Below are 22,063 nucleotides of genomic sequence, written 5' to 3'. Positions count from 1 at the left end.
TATTGATCTCGCCGCCTCCGTTGGTCCCGTTCATTTCGTCGGCATTGGCGGCATCGGCATGAGCGGCATCGCCGAAGTCATGCTCACGCTCGGCTACAAGGTCACGGGCTCGGACATCAAGGACAGCGCCAATGTCCAGCGCCTGCGCGAGAAGGGCGCGGTCGTTCATATCGGTCATGCCGCCGAGAATGTAGAAGGCGCGGGCGCGCTGGTCGTTTCCAGCGCCGTGAAGCCGGATAATCCTGAACTCGTCGCCGCGCGCGCCAAACGCACCCCGGTGGTGCGCCGGGCCGAGATGCTGGCGGAGCTGATGCGTCTCAAGCACGCGGTCGCGGTTGCGGGCACCCATGGCAAGACCACCACGACCTCGCTCGTGGCCTGCCTGATGGATGCGGCGGGGTTTGATCCGACGGTGATCAATGGCGGGATCATTTCCGCCTATGGCTCGAACGCCAAGATCGGCGAGGGCGACTGGATGGTCGTCGAGGCTGATGAAAGCGACGGCTCCTTCCTCAAGCTGCGCGGATCGGTGGGGATCATCACCAATATCGACCCCGAGCACATGGAGCATTACGGCTCGTTCGACGCCTTGCGCGACGCCTTTGCCCAGTTTGTCGAGAACCTGCCGTTTTACGGCTTTGCGGTGATGTGCATCGACCATCCCGAAGTGCAGGCGCTGGCCGCGCGGATCGAGGATCGCCGGGTCATCACCTATGGCTTCTCACCGCAAGCGGATGTGCGCCTGTCCAATCTGGTGATGGATGAAACCGGCGGGCATTTCGATCTGACCTTCCAGCCGCGCGGGACCGAGCCGGTCACCTGGGCAGGCCTGAGCCTGCCGATGATGGGCGAGCACAATGTGCTCAATGCGGCGGGCGCGCTGGCGGTGGTCCAGGCGCTCGGCGGCGGCGAGGAGGAAGCGCGCACCGCGCTGTCAGGCTTCACCGGCGTCAAGCGCCGCTTCACCATCACGGGGCAGGCGCATGGGGTGACGGTGGTGGACGATTACGGTCACCATCCGGTCGAGATCACGGCAGTCCTCAAGGCTGCGCGTCAGCGCGTCGGCGCAGGCCGGGTTCACGCCGTGGTTCAGCCCCATCGCTATTCGCGCCTGCATGACCTGTTCGAGGATTTCTGCACCTGCTTCAACGACGCCGACAGCGTCTGGGTGACGCCGGTCTATGCGGCTGGCGAAGCCCCGATCGACGGCGCCAGCCAGGAATCGCTGGTGGCGGGTCTGTTGCGTCACGGCCATCGCAGCCCCAACGCCACGACCCGGGAAACCCTTCCGGAAGACCTCAAATCGGTCATGCAGCCGGGTGACCTGATCGTGTGCCTGGGCGCGGGCGACATCACCGCCTGGGCGGCGGAGCTGCCCGCGCGTCTGGAGGCGTGAGCATGGGCTGGCCGTCCCTTCTCGATCGTCTGCCCCAAGTGCGCGGCAAGCTGATCGAGAATGCGTCCCTTTCCGATATCACCTGGCTGCGCGTGGGCGGTCCGGCCCAGGTCCTCTTCCTGCCCGCGGACGCCGCGGATCTGGCGCGTTTTCTGGCCGAAACCCCGCGTGATATCGACGTGCGGGTGCTGGGCGCCGGCTCCAATACGCTGGTGCGCGACGGTGGCTTGCCCGGCGTGACGGTCAAGCTGACGCCCGCTTTTGGCAAGGTCGAGGCGCTGGAAAACAATCGTATACGGGCTGGCGCGGCGGCGCTGGACAAGATGGTCGCCAAGGCGGCGGCGAAGGCCGGGGTCGCCGGGCTGGAATTCTATGTGGGCGTGCCCGGCGCCATTGGCGGCGCCCTGCGCATGAATGCCGGGTGCTACGGAACCGAAACAAAGGATGTGCTGGTCGAAGCGGTGGCGCTGGATCGGACCGGCCGACGCATCATCGCCCCGGTCGAAGAATTGGGATACGCCTACCGCCACTCCCAAGCGCCGGACGACTGGATCTTCATCGAGGCGGTCTTTCAGGGCGAGGCGGATGAGCCCGCTGCCGTCACTGAACGCATGAACGCCATTACCGAGCGCCGCGAGGCGAGCCAGCCCATTCGCGAGAAAACGTCCGGCTCCACCTTCAAGAACCCGGACCCCGAAACATCCGGCGGGCGCTCGGCCTGGCAGCTCGTGGATGCGGCGGGCTGGCGCGGCAAACCGATTGGCGGCGCGCGCTTTTCCGAACAGCATTGCAACTTCCTGATCAATGACGGCACGGCGACCGCCAGCGATCTTGAAACCCTGGGCGAAACCGTCAGGGCGGAAGTGAAGGCGCAGTTCGGGGTTGATCTGCATTGGGAAGTCAAACGGATCGGAGAGCCCGAATGAGCAAGCTGGTGGCGGTTCTGCTGGGCGGGCGCAGCCCGGAGCGCGAGGTCTCGCTCGTCTCGGGCAAGAAGGTGGTCGAAGCGCTTGAGGGCAAAGGCTATGCGGTTGCGCCGGTGGATCCGTTGGACCGCGACTGGATCGCCCAGCTGCAGGGCATCAAGCCCGATGTCGTGTTCAATGCGCTCCATGGCGATTGGGGCGAGGATGGCCGGGTGCAGGGCGTGCTCGATTATCTGGGCTATGCCTACACCCATTCCGGCGTTGCGGCGTCCGCGCTCGCCATGGACAAGCAGCGCGCCAAGGCGGTGCTGCGCGAGGCGGGCATTCTGTGTCCTGAAGGCCAGCTGATCAGCCGGTTCGACGCCGCACGTGACCATGTGATGAAGCCGCCCTATGTGGCCAAGCCCAACGCTCAGGGCAGCTCGGTCGGTGTGGTGATTGTGCCTGAAGGCGCCAACCAGCCGCCCGCCATTCTGGGCTCGGAAGACTGGCCCTATGATGACGAGGTCCTGATCGAGCGCTTCGTGCCGGGACGCGAGCTGACGGTCGCCGTCATGGACGACAAGCCGCTGACCGTGACCGAGATCGTGCCCAAGACCGCGTTTTATGATTACGACGCGAAATATTCAGATGGCGGGTCGGTGCATCAGCTGCCCGCAGACGTGCCGCAAGCCGTTTTCGATCAGTGCATGCAAGAAGCCCTGAAGGCCCACAAGGTGCTGGGCTGTCGCGGGCTGACCCGGTCCGATTTCCGGTATGATCCGGAATCGAACAGCGTGTGGTTACTCGAAATTAACACCCAACCCGGCATGACTCCTACATCCCTTGCGCCCGAACAGGCGGCGCACTGCGGCATCGGTTTTCCCGAGCTCGTAGCGTGGATGGTGGAGAATGCGGCGTGTCCAAACTGAAGGCCGCCGGCGCTCGAGACACATCGAAAGCCCGGCGTAAGTCAAAGACAGCCCCCAAAGCGGCGGGCGGGCGCAAGCTGTCCAACTGGGCGGCGGCGCAATGGCGTGCTGCGCGTTACCGCGCGGGCTATGCCTTCAAGCTGATTCTTACCGTTTGCGGCGTCCTTTTGGCGGGCACGGTCGTGATCTTGACCGTCTTCGGCCAGATCGATGATGTGGGCGGGATGATGGCCGGGCGGGCCGAACGCGAGCTGGAACAGGCCGGCTATACGCTCGATTGGCTGGATGTGGCCGGGGCCGAGCGCACCGGAGTTGAAGAAATCGCCATGGCCGTGGGCGCCGCCCCCGGTCTCGGCCTGAGCCGGGTGGATCTCGTGGCGGCGCGGGAGTCGATCCAGTCGCTGAGCTGGGTGAAGTCCGCCGAAGTGCTGCGCCTGTGGCCGGACCGGATTGCGGTGTTGATAGAAGAGCGACAGCCTTATGCGGTGTGGCAGATCAATCAGACCCATCATGTGATTGATCCCGATGGCTATGTCATCGATGCGGCGGACCCGCGTGACTTTCTGGACCTGCCCCGTGTGGTGGGCGAGGACGCCAACCGCGAGGCCGGCGCCGTGATCGCGCTTCTGGCCCTGCATCCTGAGATACGCGATCGCGTCACCAACGCCATCCGCGTGGGTGAGCGGCGCTGGAATCTGCGGCTTCAGAGCGGCGGCGATGTGCTGCTGCCCGAGGATGATCCCGCGAGTGCGCTGGCGCTTCTGGCGGCCATGCATGAAGAGCGCGGCGTGCTCGATTACGAAGCGCAGATCTTTGATCTGCGAAATGCCGGTGAAATGGTCATGCGCCCCTGGCCGGACCGGGCGGCGGAACGCGCAGGGCGAGGGGCTTAAGCGATGGGTGCGATGGGGTTTTTCAAGTCTGCGGGCGCATCGAGCGCCAACACGCCGCCGCGCAAGGCGGGTGTGTTCGCCGCGCTTGATATCGGCGCTTCCAAGACCGTGTGTTTCATCGCCAAGACCGAAGAGACTCTGGCGGGTCTGCGTCCGCGTGTCATTGGCGTGGGGCATCAGTCCACCCGCGGCGTGCGCGCCGGTCAGGTGGTCGATGTCACCCTGGCGGTGGACAGCATCCGCGCCGCGGTGGAAAACGCTGAGCGCATGGCCGGCCATACAGTGAGTGAGGTCTATCTGGCCGCCTCCGCAGGCGCGCCCTCCAGCGCCCGCATCTCGGTGGAAATGGATCTGGCGGCCCGTGAGGTCACAGACCGCGACTTGCGTCGCATCCTCGCCGAAGCGCTGCGTCGCCACCATGAACAACGCCGCGTGCTGCTGCATGCCTTGCCCTTGTCCTGGCGCGTGGACGGCCATCGCGGCGTGAAGGATCCGCGCGGCATGTTCGGGGAAAGCCTGGGCGTGGACCTGCACCTGGTCAGCGCCGCTTCGGATCCGCTTCAGAACCTTGTTTCCTGCGTCGAGCGCTGCCAGCTCACCGTGGCCGGTGTGGCGGCGACCCCTTATGTGTCCGGCATTGCCGCTCTGGCGCCGGATGAGCGCGATCTGGGCGCCATGCTGATCGATATGGGCGCGCACACCACGACTGTGGCGGTCTTCAATGAAGGCGCGCTGCAGCATGTGGACGGCGTTCCCGTGGGCGGCGCCCATGTCACCAATGACATCGCCCGCGGCTTGTCCACGCCGCTCAATGCGGCGGAGCGAATCAAGGCGCTGCATGGCTGCGCGCTCGACAGCCCCGATGACGACCAGATCATGATCGAGACACCGCCCGTGGCCGGGTCCGGCGTGCAGACGATGAACCAGCAGCCCAAGGCGCTGCTGAACGCCATCATCCGTCCACGCCTTGAAGAGGTGTTCGAGATGGTGCGCGACCGGCTGGATGCCGCGGGCGCGGCCAGCGCGTCCGGACGCTCGGTCGTACTCACCGGCGGCGCAGCGCAATTGCCCGGCGCGACCCAGTTGGCCGGCCGGGTGCTGGGAAAGCAGGTGCGCCTGGGACGGCCCGACACGCTGGCCGGGCTGGGCGATGCGGTCAGCGGTCCGGGCTTCAGTGCGGCGGCGGGATTGTTGCTGCGTTGCGTGCAGGGCCCGTCCGAAGCCATTTCCGGTCCGCCCCGCTTTGACCAGGGGCCGGCCCGCATTCGCGAGCACAGCGCGGGCGAGGGCGGCATGAAGGCGGTCTGGCGCTGGTTCGCGGAAAGTTTCTAGACTCTGAATACGGACTCAGGGTCCTGTTATTGTATGCGAAAAAAGGTTTGCTCCGCGTGGAGTAACTTAACGCTCGATTAAACAAGCAAGCGCAGTCTCACGGGGTGATTCGTTAACCCTGCCGCCCCACGGAGACCTGCCATGCCCTTGAACCTTTCCGCGCCAGAAACCACCGAGCTGAAACCACGCATCCTCGTGTGTGGGGTCGGCGGCGCCGGGGGCAACGCCGTAAACAACATGATCGACGCCCAGCTTGAGGGCGTGGACTTTGTGGTCGCCAACACGGACGCCCAGGCGCTGCAACGCGCGCGCACCGATCGCCGCATCCAGATGGGCGCCGGGATCACCGAGGGTCTGGGCGCTGGGGCGCGTCCGGAAGTGGGTGAACAGTCTGCGGAAGATTCCCTGGCCGAAATCCAGGAGCACCTGCAGGGCGCGCACATGGTGTTCATCACCGCCGGCATGGGCGGCGGCACCGGCACCGGCGCAGCGCCCGTGATCGCGCGCGCGGCGCGCGAGCAGGGCATCCTGACCGTCGGCGTGGTGACCAAGCCTTTCCATTTCGAAGGCACGCGCCGCATGCGGCTCGCCGAATCCGGCATTGAGCGCCTGCAGGAGCATGTCGACACCCTGATCATCATTCCGAACCAGAATCTGTTCCGGATCGCCACCGAGAAGACGACCTTCGCGGAAGCCTTCGGCATGGCGGACCAGGTGCTGCATTCGGGCGTGCGCGGCATTACCGACCTGATGGTCATGCCGGGCCTGATCAATCTCGACTTCGCCGATGTGCGCACGGTGATGAACGAGATGGGCAAGGCCATGATGGGCACCGGCGAATCCAGCGGCGAGAAGCGCGCTGTCGAGGCCGCCCACAACGCCATCAACAATCCGCTGCTCGACGATGTGTCGATGAAGGGCGCCAAGGGCGTGCTCATCAACATCACCGGCGGCATGGACATGACGCTGTATGAAGTCGACGAAGCGGCGAACGAGATCCGCAACGAGGTTGATCCGGACGCCAACATCATTGTCGGCTCCACCTTCGATCCTGAACTGGACGGCGTGATCCGCGTTTCGGTCGTGGCCACGGGCATTGACGCCGAGCTCAACGAGCTCAACGACCCGCGTCGCCGTCAGGGCTCCGAGCCGGTCGCGCCGGTCTGGAAAGGCCGTGAGACCCGCCCCCAGCGTCAGGCTGAGCCGCTGGTGCGTCGCGCCTCTGATGCGGTCGCGGTCAACGAGACCCCGCGCGCTGAAGCCCAGTCGGCTCCGCAAGCCTCCGCCGCCCAGCATGGCGCGGACACGGTGAACTCGCCCGATTCCTTCACCGGCGGTCAGCCGGTGCATCCGGTGGCCAAGCCGGCGGTTGTCGAAACGCGCGAGCGCCTTGAGCGTGAAATGACCCCTCAGGCCGAGCCGCAGGCGCATATGCAGCACCATCAGCCGGTCGAGGTTCAGCCCCAGCAACCCCAGCAACCGGCCCAGCCGGCCAAGGCCGAAGACAACCAGCCTGCGCGTGAACCGCGCCGGGGTCTGTCGCTCTTTGGTCGTCGCAAGTCCGCGCCGGTCGAAAACAAGGCGCCGGCCCAGCCCGAGCGTCCCTCTGTGGTCCGTCCGGTCGAGTCTGCACCGCGTCCGAGCCAGCCCTCCGGCGACCTGTTTGGTGAGGATCTGGACGAGAACGAGCTGGAAATCCCGGCCTTCCTGCGCCGCCAGGCCAACTAGGCCCTAGCGCTAAAGTCCTGAAATCGCGTCGCTCTGTTAATCCAGAGCGGCGCGATTTTTTATGTGCGCCCCATTTCGTAACACGGTGCAACAATCCTTTAATTGCGGGATGCATCACGGTTCGTAGTGTGCAGGGCGAGGGGCGTAGTCCGTTAAGCATCTTCATGCGCAACGGGCTCATGGATTGACGAAAGACTGGATTGGGCTTGCTTCATGATTGAACGCGCAACATTGGCGGCGCCGGCGGTTTGCGCCGGTATCGGTCTGCACACCGGAGCCCGTGTCCGCATGGCGATGAAGCCGGCTCCGCTGGGGGCCGGCATTGTCTTTGAGCGCACCGATCTGGATCTTGCCGATTGTCTTGTTCCGGCGCGTCGCGAGTTCGTGCGTTCGACCGATCTGGGCACCACCTTGGTTAATGACGCCGGCGCATCAGTTGCGACGGTGGAGCATTTGATGGCGGCGCTGGCCGGTCTGGGCCTTGATGATCTGATCATCGAGCTGGATGGCCCCGAAGTGCCGGCCATGGACGGCTCGTCCGCGCCGTTCGTCGATCTGATCCTGCATGCCGGGCTGAAAACCCGCCCCGCGCCGCGCAAGGCGCTGCAGGTGCTCAAGCCGGTCGAGGTCGAGGATGGCTCGCGCCATGCCGTCTTCCTGCCGGCCCTGCGTCCGAGCATCGATGTGGAAATCGATTTTGATGATCCCGCAATCGGTCGCCAGCATTTCGCGTTCGAGGTCAGCCGTCGGAGCTTTCAGGATCTGGTGGCGCCGGCGCGCACCTTCGGCTTCCGCCGTGAATTCAGCGCGCTCTTGAAAGCCGGTCTGGCGCGCGGCGGTTCCATGGAGAACGCCGTGGTCGTCGATGATGACGGCGTCGCCAATCCCGAAGGGCTGCGCTTTGCGGACGAGTTCGTCCGTCACAAGGCGCTGGACGCTCTGGGGGATCTGTATCTGCTGGGCGCACCGATTCTCGGGCTCTACAAGGCGCACCGTCCCGGTCACGGCCTGAACGCCAAGGCTCTGGCGGCTCTGCTGGCGGATGAAAGCGCCTGGCGCTGGACGTCCATGAGCGACAGCACGGTGCAGAGCGAACGTCTCGTTCACTCCTGATTTTCCCGTCAAAAGCCGATCTTATTCACACTCGGCCTGATAGGGTGCTTTTGCCCGCGCCCGCGATGGGTTAAACCATTCTCAATACCTAAGAGTCCGCTACGTCCCGAACCTCCGGGGCATGCGGTCGCCGGCTTGAGGGCGTACGTCCATGAAGACTGTTCTGCGTGTTGCTGTTCTGGGCGCCGTCGCCTTGTCCCTGACCGCCTGTGCGTCACGGGATCGCGAGGAACTGGCCTATATCGAACAGCCGGTCGAGACGCTCTATGCTGAAGGCTTCGAGAAGATGCAGCGTCGTCGCTATGACGAAGCCGCCGCCTATTTCGATGAAGTGGAACGCCAGCACCCGTTCTCTGAATGGGCGCGTCGCTCCATGCTGATGGCCGCGTACGCCAATTATCGTCAGTCCCAGTACGACGAGGCGATTTCCGATGCGCAGCGCTTCATCGCCCTGCATCCGGGCAACGCCAGCGCGCCCTATGCCTATTACCTGATCGCGCTGAGCTATTATGAGCGCATCTATGATGTGGGCCGGGACCAGTCCACCACCCAGCAGGCGCTGCAGGCGCTGGAGCAGGTGGTGCGCCGTTATCCCGACACGCCTTATGCCCAGGATGCGCGCCTGAAAATGGACATGACGCGCGACCACCTGGCCGGCAAGGAAATGAGCGTTGGCCGCTGGTATCTGCGCAATGGCTATCATCTGGCGGCGATCAACCGCTTCCAGAACGTCATCCGCGATTACGAGACCACCTCCCACACGCCTGAAGCACTGCACCGTCTGGTGGAAGCCTATGTCAGCCTGGGGGTGGACGAGGAAGCGCGCCAGATCGCGTCCGTGCTGGGATACAACTTCCCCGGCTCGGAATGGTATGAAGACAGCTATGATCTTCTCACCGCGCGCGGCATCGCCGTGCCGGGATCGGAAGATCTCGAGCGTGAACCGTCCCTGCTGCGGCGCGCCCTCGACCGCGTCTTCGGCTAAGCTAGACCCAAGTTGCGAACCTGAATGCTGGCTTCGCTCTCCATCCGCGACATCGTCCTGATCGACGCGCTCGATCTGACGTTCGACGCTGGTCTGTCCGCGCTGACGGGTGAAACCGGCGCGGGCAAATCCATTCTTCTGGGCGCCCTGGGCCTGGCCTGCGGCGAGCGCGCCGAACGGGCTCAGGTGCGCGCCGGCGCCGACAAGGCCGTCGCCACCGCATTGTTCGAACCGCCCGTTGATCACCCGGTCTATGACTTGCTCGATGAAGCTGGCGTCATGGTGGAGCCGGGCGAAGCCGTGATCCTGCGCCGCACCCTGACGGCTGATGGCCGTTCCCGCGCCCATGTGAATGATCAGCCCGCCAGTGTCGGTCTTCTGGCCAGGCTCGGTGAGGTGCTGGTGGAGATCCATGGCCAGCACGACGGTCGCGGCTTGATGAATCCGAAAAGTCATCGCGGCTTGCTGGACGCCTATGCGGATGCCGATGACGAGTTGAAGGCAGTGAAAACCGCCTGGACAGCGCTGAGAGACGCGCGCAACACGCTTGATGAGCTGACCGATGCCCGCGACAAGGCGGCCAATGAAGAGGCCTTCCTGCGCGATAGCGTGGAAGAGCTCGAAGCGCTCAACCCGCAAGCGGGCGAAGAGGACGGCCTGGCCGCCGAGCGCAAATTCCTCCAGCAGGCCGAATCCGCCCTGGCCGAGCTCAATGACGCCATGGATGCGGTCGGGGGTGGCGATGGTCTGTCCACACGTTTGAACACGGCCCTGCGTGGCCTGGAGCGTGTCCGGGCTGCTTTGGAAGACACCGAAGGCGGTGAGGGCGAGGCGGGCGCCGCCCATACTGCGGTTGAACGCGCCGCTGGGGCGCTGGATCGGGCGCTCATCGAATTCAATGAAGCCGAGGACGCCTTGTCTGAAGCGGCGGCCCGCTTTGATGTGGAGCCAGGCCGGCTTAACGAGGTGGAGGAACGGCTGTTCGCCCTGCGTGGCGCAGCGCGCAAGCATAATGTCGAGGTGGATGAACTGGCGGAGTTGCGGGATCGTCTCGCCAGCCGACTCGACATGATCGAACACGCCGATGACCGTCTGAAGGAAGCCGAAGGCGCCTTGAAGGCGGCCGAGGCGGACTATGGCCGCGCCGCCAAGGCGTTGACGGCCAAGCGCAGCAAAGCCGGCGACGCCCTCGCCAAGGCGGTGGAGGCTGAACTGGCGCCGCTGAAAATGGACAAGGCGCGCTTCCGGGTCCGTGTGGAGACCGATGAGGACAAGCCCGGCGCGTCCGGCTGGGACAAAATTGCGTTTGAAGTCGCCACCAATCCCGGCGCGCCGTTCGGGCCGCTCGACAAGATCGCCTCGGGCGGTGAGCTGTCGCGTTTCGCCCTGGCGCTCAAAGTCTGCCTTGTGGGTGAGGACGCCCGCACCATGGTGTTTGACGAAGTGGACCAGGGCGTGGGCGGCGCGGTGGCGGATGCCGTCGGGTCGCGCTTGAAACGTCTGGCGCAGACCGGTCAGGCGCTGGTGGTCACCCACAGCCCGCAAGTGGCCGCGCGCGCCGACGCGCACTATCGTATCGAGAAGGCGGAGCAGGGCGAGAGCATGCGCACGACCGTGCGTCGACTCGCGGACGCTGACCGCCGCGAAGAGATCGCCCGCATGTTGTCGGGTGCGGAAATCACCGATGCGGCCCGCGCCGCCGCTGACCAGCTGATGGGCTCATGAACGCTGCGATGAAGGATGTGGACGCGCTGACCTCCGATGAGGCCGCGTCCGAGCTTGAACGTCTCGCCCGCGAAATCGCCAAGCATGACAAGGCGTATTACGAAAAGGACGCGCCGAAGATCTCGGACGCGGCCTATGACGCCCTGCGCGTGCGCAACAGCGCGATCGAGGATCGCTTTCCCGACCTCAAACGCAAGGACAGCCCGTCTGACCGGGTGGGCGCGACACCGTCAGAGCAGTTTGGCGAAGTGGTTCACGCCGTGCCCATGCTGTCGCTGGGCAATGCGTTCGAGGATCAGGATGTGCGCGATTTCGCGGACCGCATCCGGCGTTTCCTCAATCTCAAGGACGACACGCTGGTCCTCACCGCCGAGCCCAAGATTGACGGTCTGAGCGCCAATCTGCGTTATGAAAAGGGTGAGCTGGTAACTGGCGCCACACGCGGCGATGGCCGGGCGGGCGAGAACGTCACCGCCAATCTCAAGACCATCGCCGACATTCCTCACACGCTTGAGGGCGATGTGCCCGATGTGCTGGAGGTGCGCGGCGAGGTCTATATGAGCCACGCCGATTTCGCCCGGCTCAACGCCATGCAGGAAGAACGCGGCAAGCCGGCCTACAAGAACCCGCGCAATGCGGCGGCGGGGTCCCTGCGCCAGATTGATCCCAGCGTGACGGCCGAACGTCCGCTGCGCTTTTTCGCCTATGCCTGGGGTGAGTTGAGCGCGCCTCTGGCGGATACGCAGTATGACGCCGTCAAACGTCTCGGTGAGCTGGGCTTTGTCATCAATGAGGACATGGCCCGCGTCGAGAGCGTCGAGGATGTGCTGGCGCATTACCGGGCGCTTGAAGAAAAGCGCGCCGATCTCGGCTATGACATTGACGGCGTCGTCTACAAGGTGGATCGGCTGGACTGGCAAGAGCGGTTGGGCTTTGTCGCGCGCGCGCCGCGTTGGGCGATCGCACACAAATTCTCACCCGAAAAGGCCGTCACGCGGCTCAACGCCATCGAGATTCAGGTGGGCCGCACCGGTGCGCTGACTCCGGTCGCCAAGCTCGAACCGGTCACTGTGGGCGGTGTGGTGGTGTCGAACGCCACCTTGCACAATCAGGACGAAATCGAGCGCAAGGATGTGCGCGTGGGTGACACCGTGATCATCCAGCGCGCGGGTGATGTGATCCCGCAAGTGGTCGAGGTCGTGCTCGATAAGCGCCCCGACGGCGCGGAGCCCTTCGAGTTTCCCACCCTGTGCCCTGTCTGCGGCAGCCATGCGGTGCGCGAAGAGGGCGAGGTGGTCCGCCGCTGTACGGGCGGTCTCATCTGTGACGCGCAGGCGGTCGAGCGGCTCAAGCATTTTGTCTCGCGCAAGGCCTTCGACATTGAAGGGCTGGGCGCCAAACAGATCGAAGCCTTCTTCCATGAAGGCCTCGTCAAACAGCCTGCCGACATATTCACCCTGCGCACGCGCAATGGAGCGGGCGAAATCAATCCGCCGATCCAGACCCGCGAAGGCTGGGGCGAGCGCTCGGCGGCGAACCTCTTTGGCTCCATCGATCAGCGCCGCACGATTGGCCTGGCGCGCTTCCTGTTCGGGCTCGGCATCCGCCATGTGGGGGAGGAAACTGCAAGGCTGATTGCGCGCAGCTTCACCAGCTGGAAGGCCGTGCGCGAGACGGCGGAAGCCGCGAACGAGCCCGGTGAAGCCTTCGCCGCCTTCATGGACATTGACGGGATTGGCGAGACGGCGGTCAAAGCCCTCGCCGAGTTCTTCGCCGAAAGCCACAATCAGGACGCGCTCGACGCGCTGCTTGAGCATGTGACGGTCGAAGACGCTGAACAGGTGGCGGCCGAGAGCCCGGTGGCGGGCAAGACGGTGGTGTTCACCGGATCGCTCGAACGCTTCACCCGGGACGAGGCGAAGGCCAAGGCGCAATCACTGGGCGCGAAAGTGTCCGGGTCCGTGTCGGGCAAGACCGACATCCTCGTCGCCGGCCCAGGCGCGGGCTCCAAGCTGAAGAAAGCGCAGGAGCTGGGCGTTCAGACCATGACCGAGGATGAATGGCTGGCGCTGATTGGCGGGTGAGGCCGCATGGGCCTCCGGATCAAGTCCGAAGGCCGAACTGTTGGCGGGAACCCCTCGGTCCTCGGGCTTGACCCGGGGACCCACGGGGAAAGACCTATTCCCCCAACAACCGCTCCACCTCATCCAGAATGACGTCCCACGCCGGTGCGGTCGGGTCGATCAGTTCGAAATGACCGGCGTTTTCCAGCGTGATCTCGCTGACCGTATCGCCTGCGGTTTCCGCTTCAGCCGCATAGGCGACGCCGAACTGTGGCGGCACGATCGGGTCGAGTTCGCCCGAGATGATCATCTGCTCCACCTGCAGGGGCAGTAGCTGATCGGGAGACGTGTCGGCATAGGGCGCGGCGCCGGGATGACCGGCGATCAGGGCGTCCACGGTGTCCGGCTCGCCGCAGCGGCCGGGGCCTTCGGCGCGATAGAGCTCAAGGTCATTGATGCCCGCCAGCGTGATGACGCCGTTGGGGATGAACGGGTCGTCCACAGAAAGCGGGCTGTCCTGCAGCTGGCCGCGCGCGGCGGCCCACAAGGCCAGATGCCCGCCCGCGGAATGGCCCATCAGCACGGTGCGTTCAAGGTCGATGGGATAGGTCTCGGCCAGCGCCCGGACATAATCGGTCGCCATCGCCACGCTGTTGAAGGTGCCGGGATACCCGCCCGTCTCATGGCCGAGGCGCGGATAGGTGATGTTCCACACGGCGATTCCGCGCGCTTTCAGATCGGCGTTCAGCTGGTCCTGCAGGATGGTGCCCGGAATGGCCGCCTGCCAGCACCCGCCATGGATCATGATCACCAGCGGGAAGGGGCCATCACCGTCGGGCAGCCACAACTCGCCATACTGCTCCTCGCCCTGGCCGTATGCGATGCGGGCGTCGGCGGGCGCGCGTTCACGGTCCAGCAGGTTGCGCCAGTCAATCGGGCGGGCGTCAGCATACGGGTCTTGAGCGCACGCAGGCGCGGTGATGAGGAGGGCGGCGGTCAGGTAGAGGGCGAGGCGCATGGAGAGTATCCAGTCTTGTTTTCAGCACTCTAACGCCCATACATACTTCAACCAACTGAAACCCCGGGCGAGCGTGGCGAAAACCCTTGGCCTCCCTCAGAAGTAAACGCCTAAGGCGCCTCTTCCACAAAGCTCGCCACTACCTTCTTCACGCCCGCCTTGTCGAACGCCACGCTGAGCTTCGCGCCGTCGGCGGCTTTGACGGTGCCATAGCCGAATTTCTGGTGAAAGACGCGGTCGCCGCGTTTCCATTTCGAGTTTCCGCCCACAGAGCTTGTGTCGATCAGCGTGGCCTGGCCCTCGATGACGCCGGGATCGGCGCGGCGGCCGGACGCCTTGCTGGCCTGGAAGCGTTTCCAGCCGGGGCTTTCATAGCTCGACTTGAACGGGTCGGCGACTTCCGCGACGCCCTCAAAGCCCGGCCCGGCGTCGTAATAGCCGGTCTCGGACTTGGCTTCGCAATGCTCGGCCGGCATTTCGTCGATAAAGCGCGAGGGCAGCACCGATTGCCAGCGGCCGAAGATCATCCGGTTGGCGGTGAAGCTGATGACGGCGCGTTGGCGGGCGCGGGTGATGCCCACATAGGCGAGGCGTCGCTCCTCTTCGAGCGCCGCCGTGCCGCCTTCATCCATGGAGCGTTGGGAGGGGAAGACGGTTTCTTCCCAGCCCGGCAGGAAGACCAGCGGGAATTCCAGCCCCTTCGCTGCGTGCAGCGTCATGATGGAAACTTCGTCGCCATCCTCGGTGCGGTCGGCGTCCGACACGAGCGCGATGTGCTCCAGGAAGGCTTCCAGGCTGTCAAATTCGCCCATGGAGCGGACGAGTTCCTTGAGGTTGTCGAGCCGGCCCGCGGCCTGCGGGCTCTTGTCCTCGCGCCACATGGCCGTATAGCCGCTTTCATCCAGAATGATTTCCGCGAGCTCGTCATGGCGCATGGTTTTCGATTGCTCGGCCCAGCGTTCGAGATCGCGCAGGAAGGCGATGAGGCCGGTGCGGCCCTTGCCCTTGATCTCGTCAGTCTGGGTCATCAGGCGCGCGGCCTCGGCCATCGAGACCTGGGCGCCGCGCGCCGCCATGGCGATCTTCTGCACGGACGTATCGCCGACGCCGCGTTTGGGGGTGTTCACCACGCGCTCGAACGCCAGATCATCATCAAGGCTGCGCACCAGCCGCAGATAGGCGAGGGCGTCGCGGATCTCGGCGCGTTCAAAGAAGCGCGGCCCGCCAATCACCTTGTAGGGCAAGCCCAGCATGATGAAGCGGTCTTCGAACGCCCGCATCTGCCAGGACGCGCGCACCAGAACCGCGATGTCGGAATGCTGGCCGCCCCCCTTCACATGGGCCTCGATCTCGTCGGCGACAAAGCGCGCTTCCGCCTCGCCATCCCAGAGCCCCGAGATCTGGACCTTGTTGCCGGCCTGATCCTCGGTCCACAGCGTCTTGCCCAGACGCGCCTTGTTGGCGGTGATCAGCCCCGCCGCTGCGCCCAGGATATGGCCGGTGGAGCGGTAATTGCGCTCGAGCCGGATCACGGTCGCGCCGGGAAAGTCCTGTTCAAAGCGCAGGATGTTGTCCACCTCCGCGCCGCGCCAGCCATAGATCGACTGGTCGTCATCGCCCACGCAGCACACATTGCCCGAGCCGCGCGCCAGAAGGCGCAGCCACAGATACTGGGCGACGTTGGTGTCCTGATACTCGTCCACCAGCAGATAACGGAACTTGCGGTGAAACTCCGCCAGCACATCGTCATGGGTCTGGAAGATGGTGATGTTGTGCAGCAGCAGGTCGCCGAAATCGCACGCATTCAGCACGCTCAGGCGTTCCTGGTAGAGCTTGTAGAGCTTCTGCGCCTTGCCGTCGGCGAAGCTCCACTTATCCTCTTCGGGGATGCGCTCGGGCGTCTGGGCGCGGTTCTTCCAGCCATCGATCAGGCTGGCGAGATGGCGCGGCGTCCAGCGTTTGATGTCGATGCCTTCGGCTTCGAGGATCTGCTTGAGCAGGCGCAGCTGGTCGTCCGTGTCGAGAATGGTGAAGCTCGATTTCAGTCCCACCAGCTCGGCATGGCGGCGCAGGATCTGGGCGGCGATGGAGTGGAAGGTGCCCAGCCAGGGCAGGCCCTCGACCTGTTCGCCGATGATCCGGCCCACCCGCTCCTTCATTTCGCGGGCGGCCTTGTTGGTGAAGGTCACCGCCAGGATGTTGTAGGGCTGCGCCTTGCCGGTGGCGAGAATGTGCGCCAACCGCGTGGTCAGCACCCGTGTCTTGCCCGTGCCTGCGCCGGCGAGCACCAGCACCGCCCCGTCGATTGCCTCGACCGCCGCACGCTGTTCGGGGTTCAGCCCGTCAAGATACGCGGCGCTGGCGCGCGGCGCCTGCGGCGCCGCCTGCTGGGAAAGGGGAACGGAAGACATGACGCAGGCTTTCGCAGTTCGATTCGCTAAGGAGAACGAAACTAGCACATCCGCCCTGAATGCGTAGGGGCGGCGATGTCATCGGGCAGCCGCGCTAGCGATGCTCTTCCTCGTGCCGGGTTTGCAGCGCATGGGCATAGGCGGCGTGGGCGTCAGCCTTAGTGATGTAGCCCACAATGGGCTGGTCGCCATGGCGAGAGCGCACCTGGGCGCCGTCAATTTTCTCAGCCGAGAAGAAGCCCATCACCCGGCCCAGATAATCATCGTCATAGACGCACGATTCCTCAAGCTCGCCCTGGGTGTCCTGATTGTCGAGCGGGGTCATGATGTCCCGCGCGCGGATGGTCTGAAGGATGACGCGCGCATCGCCCTGGGTCAGGTCAAAGCCGTGCCGCTCCACCTGCTTGTGAAAGAAGCTGCCCTTGGTGATCGAGGTGGTGATCACGCTCGCCAGCGACACGCAGACCAGGAGCGCGATCGAGGCTTCATAGCTGGCGGTCAGCTCGAACACGATCAGCGTGGTCGAGAGCGGCGCGCCCAGTACGGCGCCGCCCACAGCCCCCATGCCGATGACGGCGAAATAGGCCGAACCCGCGCTGTCGGGCCCCAGTATGGGCGAGATCAGCGCGCCATAGAGCGCGCCCAGCATGGCGCCGAGATAGAGCGAGGGGGCGAAGATGCCGCCGCCGAACCGGAACGCCATGGTGGCGACGATGGCGGCGAGCTTCAGCACGATCAGCGCCGCCAATGTGGCGATGGCGTAGCCGCCCGCCAGCGCGATGGAGGTCGCTTCATACCCCACGCCCAGCACTTCAGGCGCCAGAACCCCCAGACCGCCAATGATAAGCCCGCCAAAGGGCGGCAGGATCCAGAGCGGAACCTTGAAGGCCTGCGCCTGGTTCGCCAGATGCCGCGGCACGTTGAACGCCAGCATGACGCAGGCGATCGCCAGCCCGGCCGAGGCGAGCCCCAGCGGGATGATGGCGATGAAGTCGGCCAGGCTGGCGGGCGGGATTTCCGGCACTTCAAAGGCGGGCGTGGCGCCGAAATGAATGCGCGACAGGATGGCTCCGATCACGCTGGAGGCGGCCACGGGACCGATAGAGCGCAGGGCGTAGTGACCCAGCACCACCTCGAAGGCGAACAGGGCGCCGGCGACGGGCGCGTTAAAGCTGGCGGCCACCGCAGCGGCCGCGCCGCAGGCCAGCATGATGCGCGCCCCGCGGGCGGGCAGGTTGAGCGGGCGGCTGACAAAGCTGGCGAGCGCAGCGCCCAGATTGACGGCCGGGCCCTCGCGACCGGTCGATCCGCCCGCGCCGATAGACACGGCGTGGATCAGGGCGGACCACAGGCTGGGCATCAGCGCCATCTTGCCGCCCTGGGCGGCCCGCGCCTCCATGACATCCGCCACGCCCTCGGCCCTGACTTCGGGAAGCCATTTGGTCCGCAAGCCCACATAGAGCAGCAGCGAGACCACGCAGCCGCCCGCGACGGGGGCCAGGATGATCAGAAGCGGGGGCAGGGTGGACGCCGTGGTAGCCAGGCGTTCGGGAAATTCGCCAAAGGCGATGAGCTGGACCGACTGGATGGCGAGGCGCAGGCCGATGGCGGCATAGCCCGCAACCACGCCCACCACCAGGGCCAGCAGCCAGAGCGCAGGCGATCGCCCGTTCGCAAAGCTGTTCTTGAGATAGCGCAGCAGTTTGGCGAGCGGCGAAAGGGGCGGCGGGGTGACGGCGGAACTCATGCCATCTTCAAACCCCGCCCGCCCCGTATCGTCAACTGCGGATCAGTCCTGACGCGCGTGCAGGGCGCGCTTGAGCGCCCAGACGCGACAGGCGCTGGACAGCGGCTGATCGGGCTCACGCACTTCGTCGATCGTTGTGATGAGCCCGGCCAGGGATCCGCCGTTTTCGTTCAGTTCGGCATCGACCACGGACCAGAACTCCGGCTCCAGGGCCAGGGATGTCGCGTGTCCTCTGAGGGTGACTGAACGTTTCTTGAGCATAATGGTTAGGCCAGTTCCTTGAGCGCCTCGGCGTTGAAGTCTTCCAGATCCTCGAAACGGCCGTCCTTGACCTTGCGGGCCCAGGCGTAATCGGACAGCAGCGCGCGTCCAACCCCGACCAGATCAAATTCGCCCGCGTCCAGACGCTCGATCAGCTTGTCGAGCCCGGACTTTTCAGAGGCTTCGCCCATAAAGGCGCCAATGAAGTCACTATTAAGGCCAACTGATCCCACTGTGATGGCAGGCTTGCCGGTGAGCTTTTTGGTCCAGCCGGCGAGGTTGAGGTCCGAGCCTTCAAATTCGGGCAGCCAGAAGCGGCGCGTGGAGGCGTGGAAGATGTCGATCCCGGCTTCGGACAGCGGCGCCAGGAAGGCTTCAAGTTCAGCCGGGGTCGGGGCCAGCTTCGCCTCATAGTCCTGCTGCTTCCACTGCGAATAGCGCAGGATCAGCGGCAGGTCGGCGGGGATGCGCGCGCGGACAGCCCGGATGATCTCCTGAGCAAACTCGGTGCGCGAAATCATGTCGCCGCCGTATTTGTCGTCACGCTGGTTCATGCCCTCCCAGAAGAACTGGTCGATCAGATAGCCATGGGCGCCGTGCAGTTCGATGGCGTCAAAGCCGATCTTCGCCGCGTTTTCGGCGGCGTCGGCGAAGCCTTTGATGGTGTCGTCAATCTCGGCCTGGGTCATCGGTTCGCCGACGGTCTTGCCGCCCGGGACGATGCCGGACGGGCTGTCGGACGGCGCGTCCGGGTGCGGGCCGGCGCCCGGCTTGCGCGCCAGACCCACATGCCAGAGCTGGGGCGCGATCTTGCCGCCCTTGGCGTGGACCGCGTCCACCACCTTTTTCCAGCCAGCGAGGGCTTCATCCGTGTGGAAGTTCGGGATCGCCGGATCAAAGCTGGCGCCAGGGCGGTTGATCGTGGTCCCTTCGGTGATGATCAGGCCGACATCATTGTCCGCGCGGCGCTCGTAATAGCCGACCACGTCATCGTTCGGCACGCCGCCCGGGCTTTTCGTGCGGGTCATGGGCGCCATGACGATACGGTTCTTGAGCTGGAGCGAGCCGAGCTCGAAAGGTTGGAAGAGAGCGTTGGTGTTCGGCATGGAAGGTCCCCTGAAAGCACGAATGAACGGCGATCAGTTGGATATATCGCGTGCGACAATCAAGGGAGCGGCGTCCCATTGATGCCAGCCTGAATGACCCTCGCAGAATATTTCCCATGTTTTTTCAGGGCAATACGCAATAGCGCCTATGCGCGATTTTCTGGCGCTCTGACAGCGCGACACGACGTCGCCGTGCGATTGTCTGCAGTTGCAACTGATAATGAGATTGATTATCGGGTCGAGGTCTCATAGTTCATCGGAACGAAAAGCATTCTCATATTCAAAACGGGACTGACATCCATGCTCATCACCAAGGCGCGCATGATGACGGCGTTGGCCGCCATCCTGACTCTGGGCTCGGCGCAAGCGGCGGAAACCGCTGATCAGACGGCTGAAGATACGATCGTGGTCACCGGCCGCTTCCTGTCGATCGACCGACTGAACGCGGTAAAGACGCCCACGCCGGTGCTGAATGTGCCGCAAAGCCTGTCCATCGTGCCGCGCGCCCAGATCGAGGATCAGGGCTTCACCTCCATCGCCGATATTCTGCGCTATATGCCGGGTCTGGCGGTCAGCCAGGGTGAGGGGCATCGCGATGCTATCATCATTCGCGGCAATCAGAGCACGGCGGACTTCTTCCTCGATGGTCTGCGCGATGATGTTCAGTATTACCGCCCGCTCTACAATCTCGAACAGGTTGAAGTGCTGCGCGGCGCCAACGCGCTGCTGTTCGGTCGCGGCGGCGGCGGCGGCGTCGTCAACCGCGTCACCAAGACTGGTCAGCTGGACGAGGATTTCGCCAGCCTGAACGCCAGCGTGGACACCTTCGGCGCGCATCAGGTGGCCGGGGATGTGAACTCCGTCCTGTCCGACACGGTGGCGTTCCGCGTCAACGCCTTCGCCGAACACATGGACAATCATCGGGATGTGTTCGAGGGCGACCGCTTCGCCATCAACCCGACTTTCACGGTCGAACTGGCCCCGCAAACCCAGCTTTTCCTCAGCTATGAGTACGTCAATGATGACCGGGTGGTGGACCGCGGCGTGCCCTCCGTATCCGTGGCCAACGGTCCCGACGTGCCCCTGGAAGGCTTCCGCGACACCTTCTTTGGCGTGGCGGACGGCAACTACACGACGCTGGAAGCGAGCATCTTCCGCAGCCGTCTGGAGCACACCTTCTCGGAAAACCTGCGCGGCAATGTGACCGTCCAGTACGCCGATTACGACAAGTACTATCAGAACATCTATCCGGCTGGCCTCGATACGAGCGTGAGCCCGCAACAGCTGACCCTGGACGGTTACGCGGACGAGACCGGCCGCGAGAACTTCATCGCCCAGGGCAATCTGGTGGGTGAGTTCGATATGGGCCCGTTCCGCCACACCGTGCTCCTGGGTGTGGAATATGGCGATCAGTCCACCAGCAATGCCCGCATCGACAACACGTTCGCGGCCAGCAATGACGACCAGATCACCATCGATTTCACCACCCCGATCAGTGTGCCCGATTACGCCTTCGTGGACACGCTGCGTGATCGTGACTCCGATGTGCAGTTCACCTCGCTCTACCTGCAGGACCAGATCGACCTGACCGAACAGCTCAAGCTGGTGCTGGGCCTGCGCTTTGACCGGTTCGACGTCAGCGTGCTGGACCGTGAAGCCGTTTCGCCGACCGATGATGGTCGCCGCGCCCGTGTGGACGAGGAAGTCTCCCCGCGACTGGGCCTGATCTACAAGCCGGCGGAAAACGTTTCGGTCTATGCCAGCTATGCGGAATCCTTCCTGCCGAGCGCCGGTGACCAGTTCCTGACGCTGACCCGCACGACCGAGGATGTTCAGCCCCAGCGGTTCGAGAATACCGAGGTGGGCCTGAAATGGGACTTCAGCCGCAATCTCAGCCTGACGACGGCCCTGTTCCGGGTCGAGCGCGGTCTGTTCACCTCCGTGGATCCGAACAATGTGTCCCAGGTCATCACCATCCCGGGCAGCGTGACTGACGGGTTCGAAGCCCAATTGACCGGTCAGCTGGCCGACGCCTGGACGGTGACGGCGGGCTATAGCTATCTCGACAGCACCGTTGATGGCGGCTCGTTTGACGGTAACCGCACGCTGCAAACGCCCGAACACATGCTGTCGATCTGGAATGAATACCAGGCCACCGATCAGCTCGCTCTGGCGCTGGGCGTGACCTATCAGGACAGCTATTTCGTGCGTGAGGACAATGCGGTCGAAGTGCCGGACTTCACCCGCGTGGACGCCGCCGTCTTCTACGATCTCAGCGATCAGACCCGGCTTCAGCTCAATGTGGAGAACCTGCTCGACGAGGACTATTTCCCCGACGCGCACTCCAATGACAACATCTCCACGGGCAAGCCGCTCAATGCGCGTCTGACGATCCGTCACCGGTTCTAGTCAGACCCGGCTTTCAAGGGCTTGAAGGGGCGATGGAGC

General features: G+C 64.5%; 16 protein-coding genes. 11 read left to right on the top strand and 5 right to left on the bottom strand.

What is annotated here, in order from left to right; translation table 11 throughout:
- The first annotated feature begins 1 nt into the window (after window position 1).
- The 10 genes from murC (at window position 2) to ligA (ending at window position 13,093) form a co-directional block, all read left to right on the top strand.
- Window positions 2-1,396 (top strand): UDP-N-acetylmuramate--L-alanine ligase, encoded by a 1,395-nt coding sequence (murC, locus tag RBA95_RS13950; protein ID WP_371933618.1) that lies wholly within the window; start codon window positions 2-4, stop codon window positions 1,394-1,396.
- A 2-nt stretch (window positions 1,397-1,398) separates the two neighbouring features.
- Window positions 1,399-2,322, top strand: a complete 924-nt coding sequence (murB, locus tag RBA95_RS13945; protein WP_306017485.1) for a UDP-N-acetylmuramate dehydrogenase — start codon at window positions 1,399-1,401, stop codon at window positions 2,320-2,322.
- Window positions 2,319-3,233: a D-alanine--D-alanine ligase gene (locus RBA95_RS13940; RefSeq protein ID WP_306017484.1), complete on the top strand. Its 915-nt coding sequence runs from the start codon at window positions 2,319-2,321 to the stop codon at window positions 3,231-3,233. The genes murB and RBA95_RS13940 overlap by 4 nt, the downstream gene beginning before the upstream one ends.
- On the top strand, window positions 3,221-4,126 hold the full coding sequence (locus RBA95_RS13935; RefSeq protein WP_306017483.1) for a cell division protein FtsQ/DivIB: 906 nt from the start codon (window positions 3,221-3,223) through the stop codon (window positions 4,124-4,126). Before RBA95_RS13940 ends, RBA95_RS13935 begins: the two co-directional genes overlap by 13 nt.
- Window positions 4,127-4,138: 12 nt before the next feature.
- Window positions 4,139-5,458: a cell division protein FtsA gene (gene ftsA / locus RBA95_RS13930; RefSeq protein ID WP_306017482.1), complete on the top strand. Its 1,320-nt coding sequence runs from the start codon at window positions 4,139-4,141 to the stop codon at window positions 5,456-5,458.
- 141 nt (window positions 5,459-5,599) lie between these two features.
- On the top strand, window positions 5,600-7,186 hold the full coding sequence (ftsZ, locus tag RBA95_RS13925; protein ID WP_306017481.1) for a cell division protein FtsZ: 1,587 nt from the start codon (window positions 5,600-5,602) through the stop codon (window positions 7,184-7,186).
- A gap of 213 nt (window positions 7,187-7,399) precedes the next feature.
- Window positions 7,400-8,299, top strand: a complete 900-nt coding sequence (gene lpxC, locus RBA95_RS13920) for a UDP-3-O-acyl-N-acetylglucosamine deacetylase (RefSeq protein WP_306017480.1) — start codon at window positions 7,400-7,402, stop codon at window positions 8,297-8,299.
- Between the two features lie 151 nt (window positions 8,300-8,450).
- Window positions 8,451-9,284, top strand: a complete 834-nt coding sequence (locus RBA95_RS13915) for an outer membrane protein assembly factor BamD (protein WP_306017479.1) — start codon at window positions 8,451-8,453, stop codon at window positions 9,282-9,284.
- Between the two features lie 24 nt (window positions 9,285-9,308).
- Window positions 9,309-11,009, top strand: a complete 1,701-nt coding sequence (recN, locus tag RBA95_RS13910; protein ID WP_306017478.1) for a DNA repair protein RecN — start codon at window positions 9,309-9,311, stop codon at window positions 11,007-11,009.
- Window positions 11,006-13,093 (top strand): NAD-dependent DNA ligase LigA, encoded by a 2,088-nt coding sequence (ligA, locus tag RBA95_RS13905; RefSeq protein ID WP_306017477.1) that lies wholly within the window; start codon window positions 11,006-11,008, stop codon window positions 13,091-13,093. The genes recN and ligA overlap by 4 nt, the downstream gene beginning before the upstream one ends.
- Before the next feature lie 94 nt (window positions 13,094-13,187).
- Here ligA and RBA95_RS13900 read toward each other — a convergent pair whose 3' ends face one another.
- The 5 genes from RBA95_RS13900 to RBA95_RS13880 form a co-directional block, all read right to left on the bottom strand.
- The gene (locus RBA95_RS13900) at window positions 13,188-14,090 is read right to left on the bottom strand and encodes an alpha/beta hydrolase (protein WP_306017476.1); all 903 of its coding nucleotides are present in this window, start codon (window positions 14,088-14,090) and stop codon (window positions 13,188-13,190) included.
- Between the two features lie 110 nt (window positions 14,091-14,200).
- Entirely contained in the window at window positions 14,201-16,501 is a 2,301-nt protein-coding gene (locus tag RBA95_RS13895) for an ATP-dependent helicase (RefSeq protein WP_306017475.1), read from the bottom strand.
- 94 nt (window positions 16,502-16,595) lie between these two features.
- Window positions 16,596-18,248, bottom strand: coding sequence for a chloride channel protein (locus RBA95_RS13890; RefSeq protein WP_306017474.1), 1,653 nt, complete (start codon window positions 18,246-18,248; stop codon window positions 16,596-16,598).
- A gap of 42 nt (window positions 18,249-18,290) precedes the next feature.
- A complete protein-coding gene (locus RBA95_RS13885) occupies window positions 18,291-18,509 on the bottom strand; it encodes a ribbon-helix-helix domain-containing protein (RefSeq protein ID WP_306017473.1) in 219 nt (72 codons plus the stop codon).
- A gap of 5 nt (window positions 18,510-18,514) precedes the next feature.
- Window positions 18,515-19,615 (bottom strand): NADH:flavin oxidoreductase, encoded by a 1,101-nt coding sequence (locus RBA95_RS13880; protein ID WP_306017472.1) that lies wholly within the window; start codon window positions 19,613-19,615, stop codon window positions 18,515-18,517.
- A 300-nt stretch (window positions 19,616-19,915) separates the two neighbouring features.
- Here RBA95_RS13880 and RBA95_RS13875 point away from each other — a divergent pair, with 300 nt between their 5' ends.
- A complete protein-coding gene (locus RBA95_RS13875) occupies window positions 19,916-22,024 on the top strand; it encodes a TonB-dependent siderophore receptor (protein ID WP_306017471.1) in 2,109 nt (702 codons plus the stop codon).
- The last annotated feature ends 39 nt before the right edge of the window (window positions 22,025-22,063 follow it).

Source organism: Oceanicaulis sp. MMSF_3324 (genome assembly GCF_030733545.1).
Taxonomy (GTDB): domain Bacteria; phylum Pseudomonadota; class Alphaproteobacteria; order Caulobacterales; family Maricaulaceae; genus Oceanicaulis.
Note: the sequence above shows the minus strand (reverse complement) of the source record. Positions and strands in the feature narration are given on the sequence as shown.

Bases quoted from the DNA above. Each gene is read 5' to 3' on its own strand.
- RBA95_RS13900 (WP_306017476.1), bottom strand. From the start codon at position 14,090: ATGCGCCTCGCCCTCTACCTGACCGCCGCCCTCCTCATCACCGCGCCT.
- ligA (WP_306017477.1), top strand. From the start codon at position 11,006: ATGAACGCTGCGATGAAGGATGTGGACGCGCTGACCTCCGATGAGGCC.
- RBA95_RS13880 (WP_306017472.1), bottom strand. From the start codon at position 19,615: ATGCCGAACACCAACGCTCTCTTCCAACCTTTCGAGCTCGGCTCGCTC.
- murB (WP_306017485.1), top strand. From the start codon at position 1,399: ATGGGCTGGCCGTCCCTTCTCGATCGTCTGCCCCAAGTGCGCGGCAAG.
- RBA95_RS13890 (WP_306017474.1), bottom strand. From the start codon at position 18,248: ATGAGTTCCGCCGTCACCCCGCCGCCCCTTTCGCCGCTCGCCAAACTG.
- RBA95_RS13895 (WP_306017475.1), bottom strand. From the start codon at position 16,501: ATGTCTTCCGTTCCCCTTTCCCAGCAGGCGGCGCCGCAGGCGCCGCGC.
- RBA95_RS13940 (WP_306017484.1), top strand. From the start codon at position 2,319: ATGAGCAAGCTGGTGGCGGTTCTGCTGGGCGGGCGCAGCCCGGAGCGC.
- RBA95_RS13875 (WP_306017471.1), top strand. From the start codon at position 19,916: ATGCTCATCACCAAGGCGCGCATGATGACGGCGTTGGCCGCCATCCTG.
- recN (WP_306017478.1), top strand. From the start codon at position 9,309: ATGCTGGCTTCGCTCTCCATCCGCGACATCGTCCTGATCGACGCGCTC.
- ftsZ (WP_306017481.1), top strand. From the start codon at position 5,600: ATGCCCTTGAACCTTTCCGCGCCAGAAACCACCGAGCTGAAACCACGC.
- ftsA (WP_306017482.1), top strand. From the start codon at position 4,139: ATGGGGTTTTTCAAGTCTGCGGGCGCATCGAGCGCCAACACGCCGCCG.
- lpxC (WP_306017480.1), top strand. From the start codon at position 7,400: ATGATTGAACGCGCAACATTGGCGGCGCCGGCGGTTTGCGCCGGTATC.
- RBA95_RS13915 (WP_306017479.1), top strand. From the start codon at position 8,451: ATGAAGACTGTTCTGCGTGTTGCTGTTCTGGGCGCCGTCGCCTTGTCC.
- RBA95_RS13885 (WP_306017473.1), bottom strand. From the start codon at position 18,509: ATGCTCAAGAAACGTTCAGTCACCCTCAGAGGACACGCGACATCCCTG.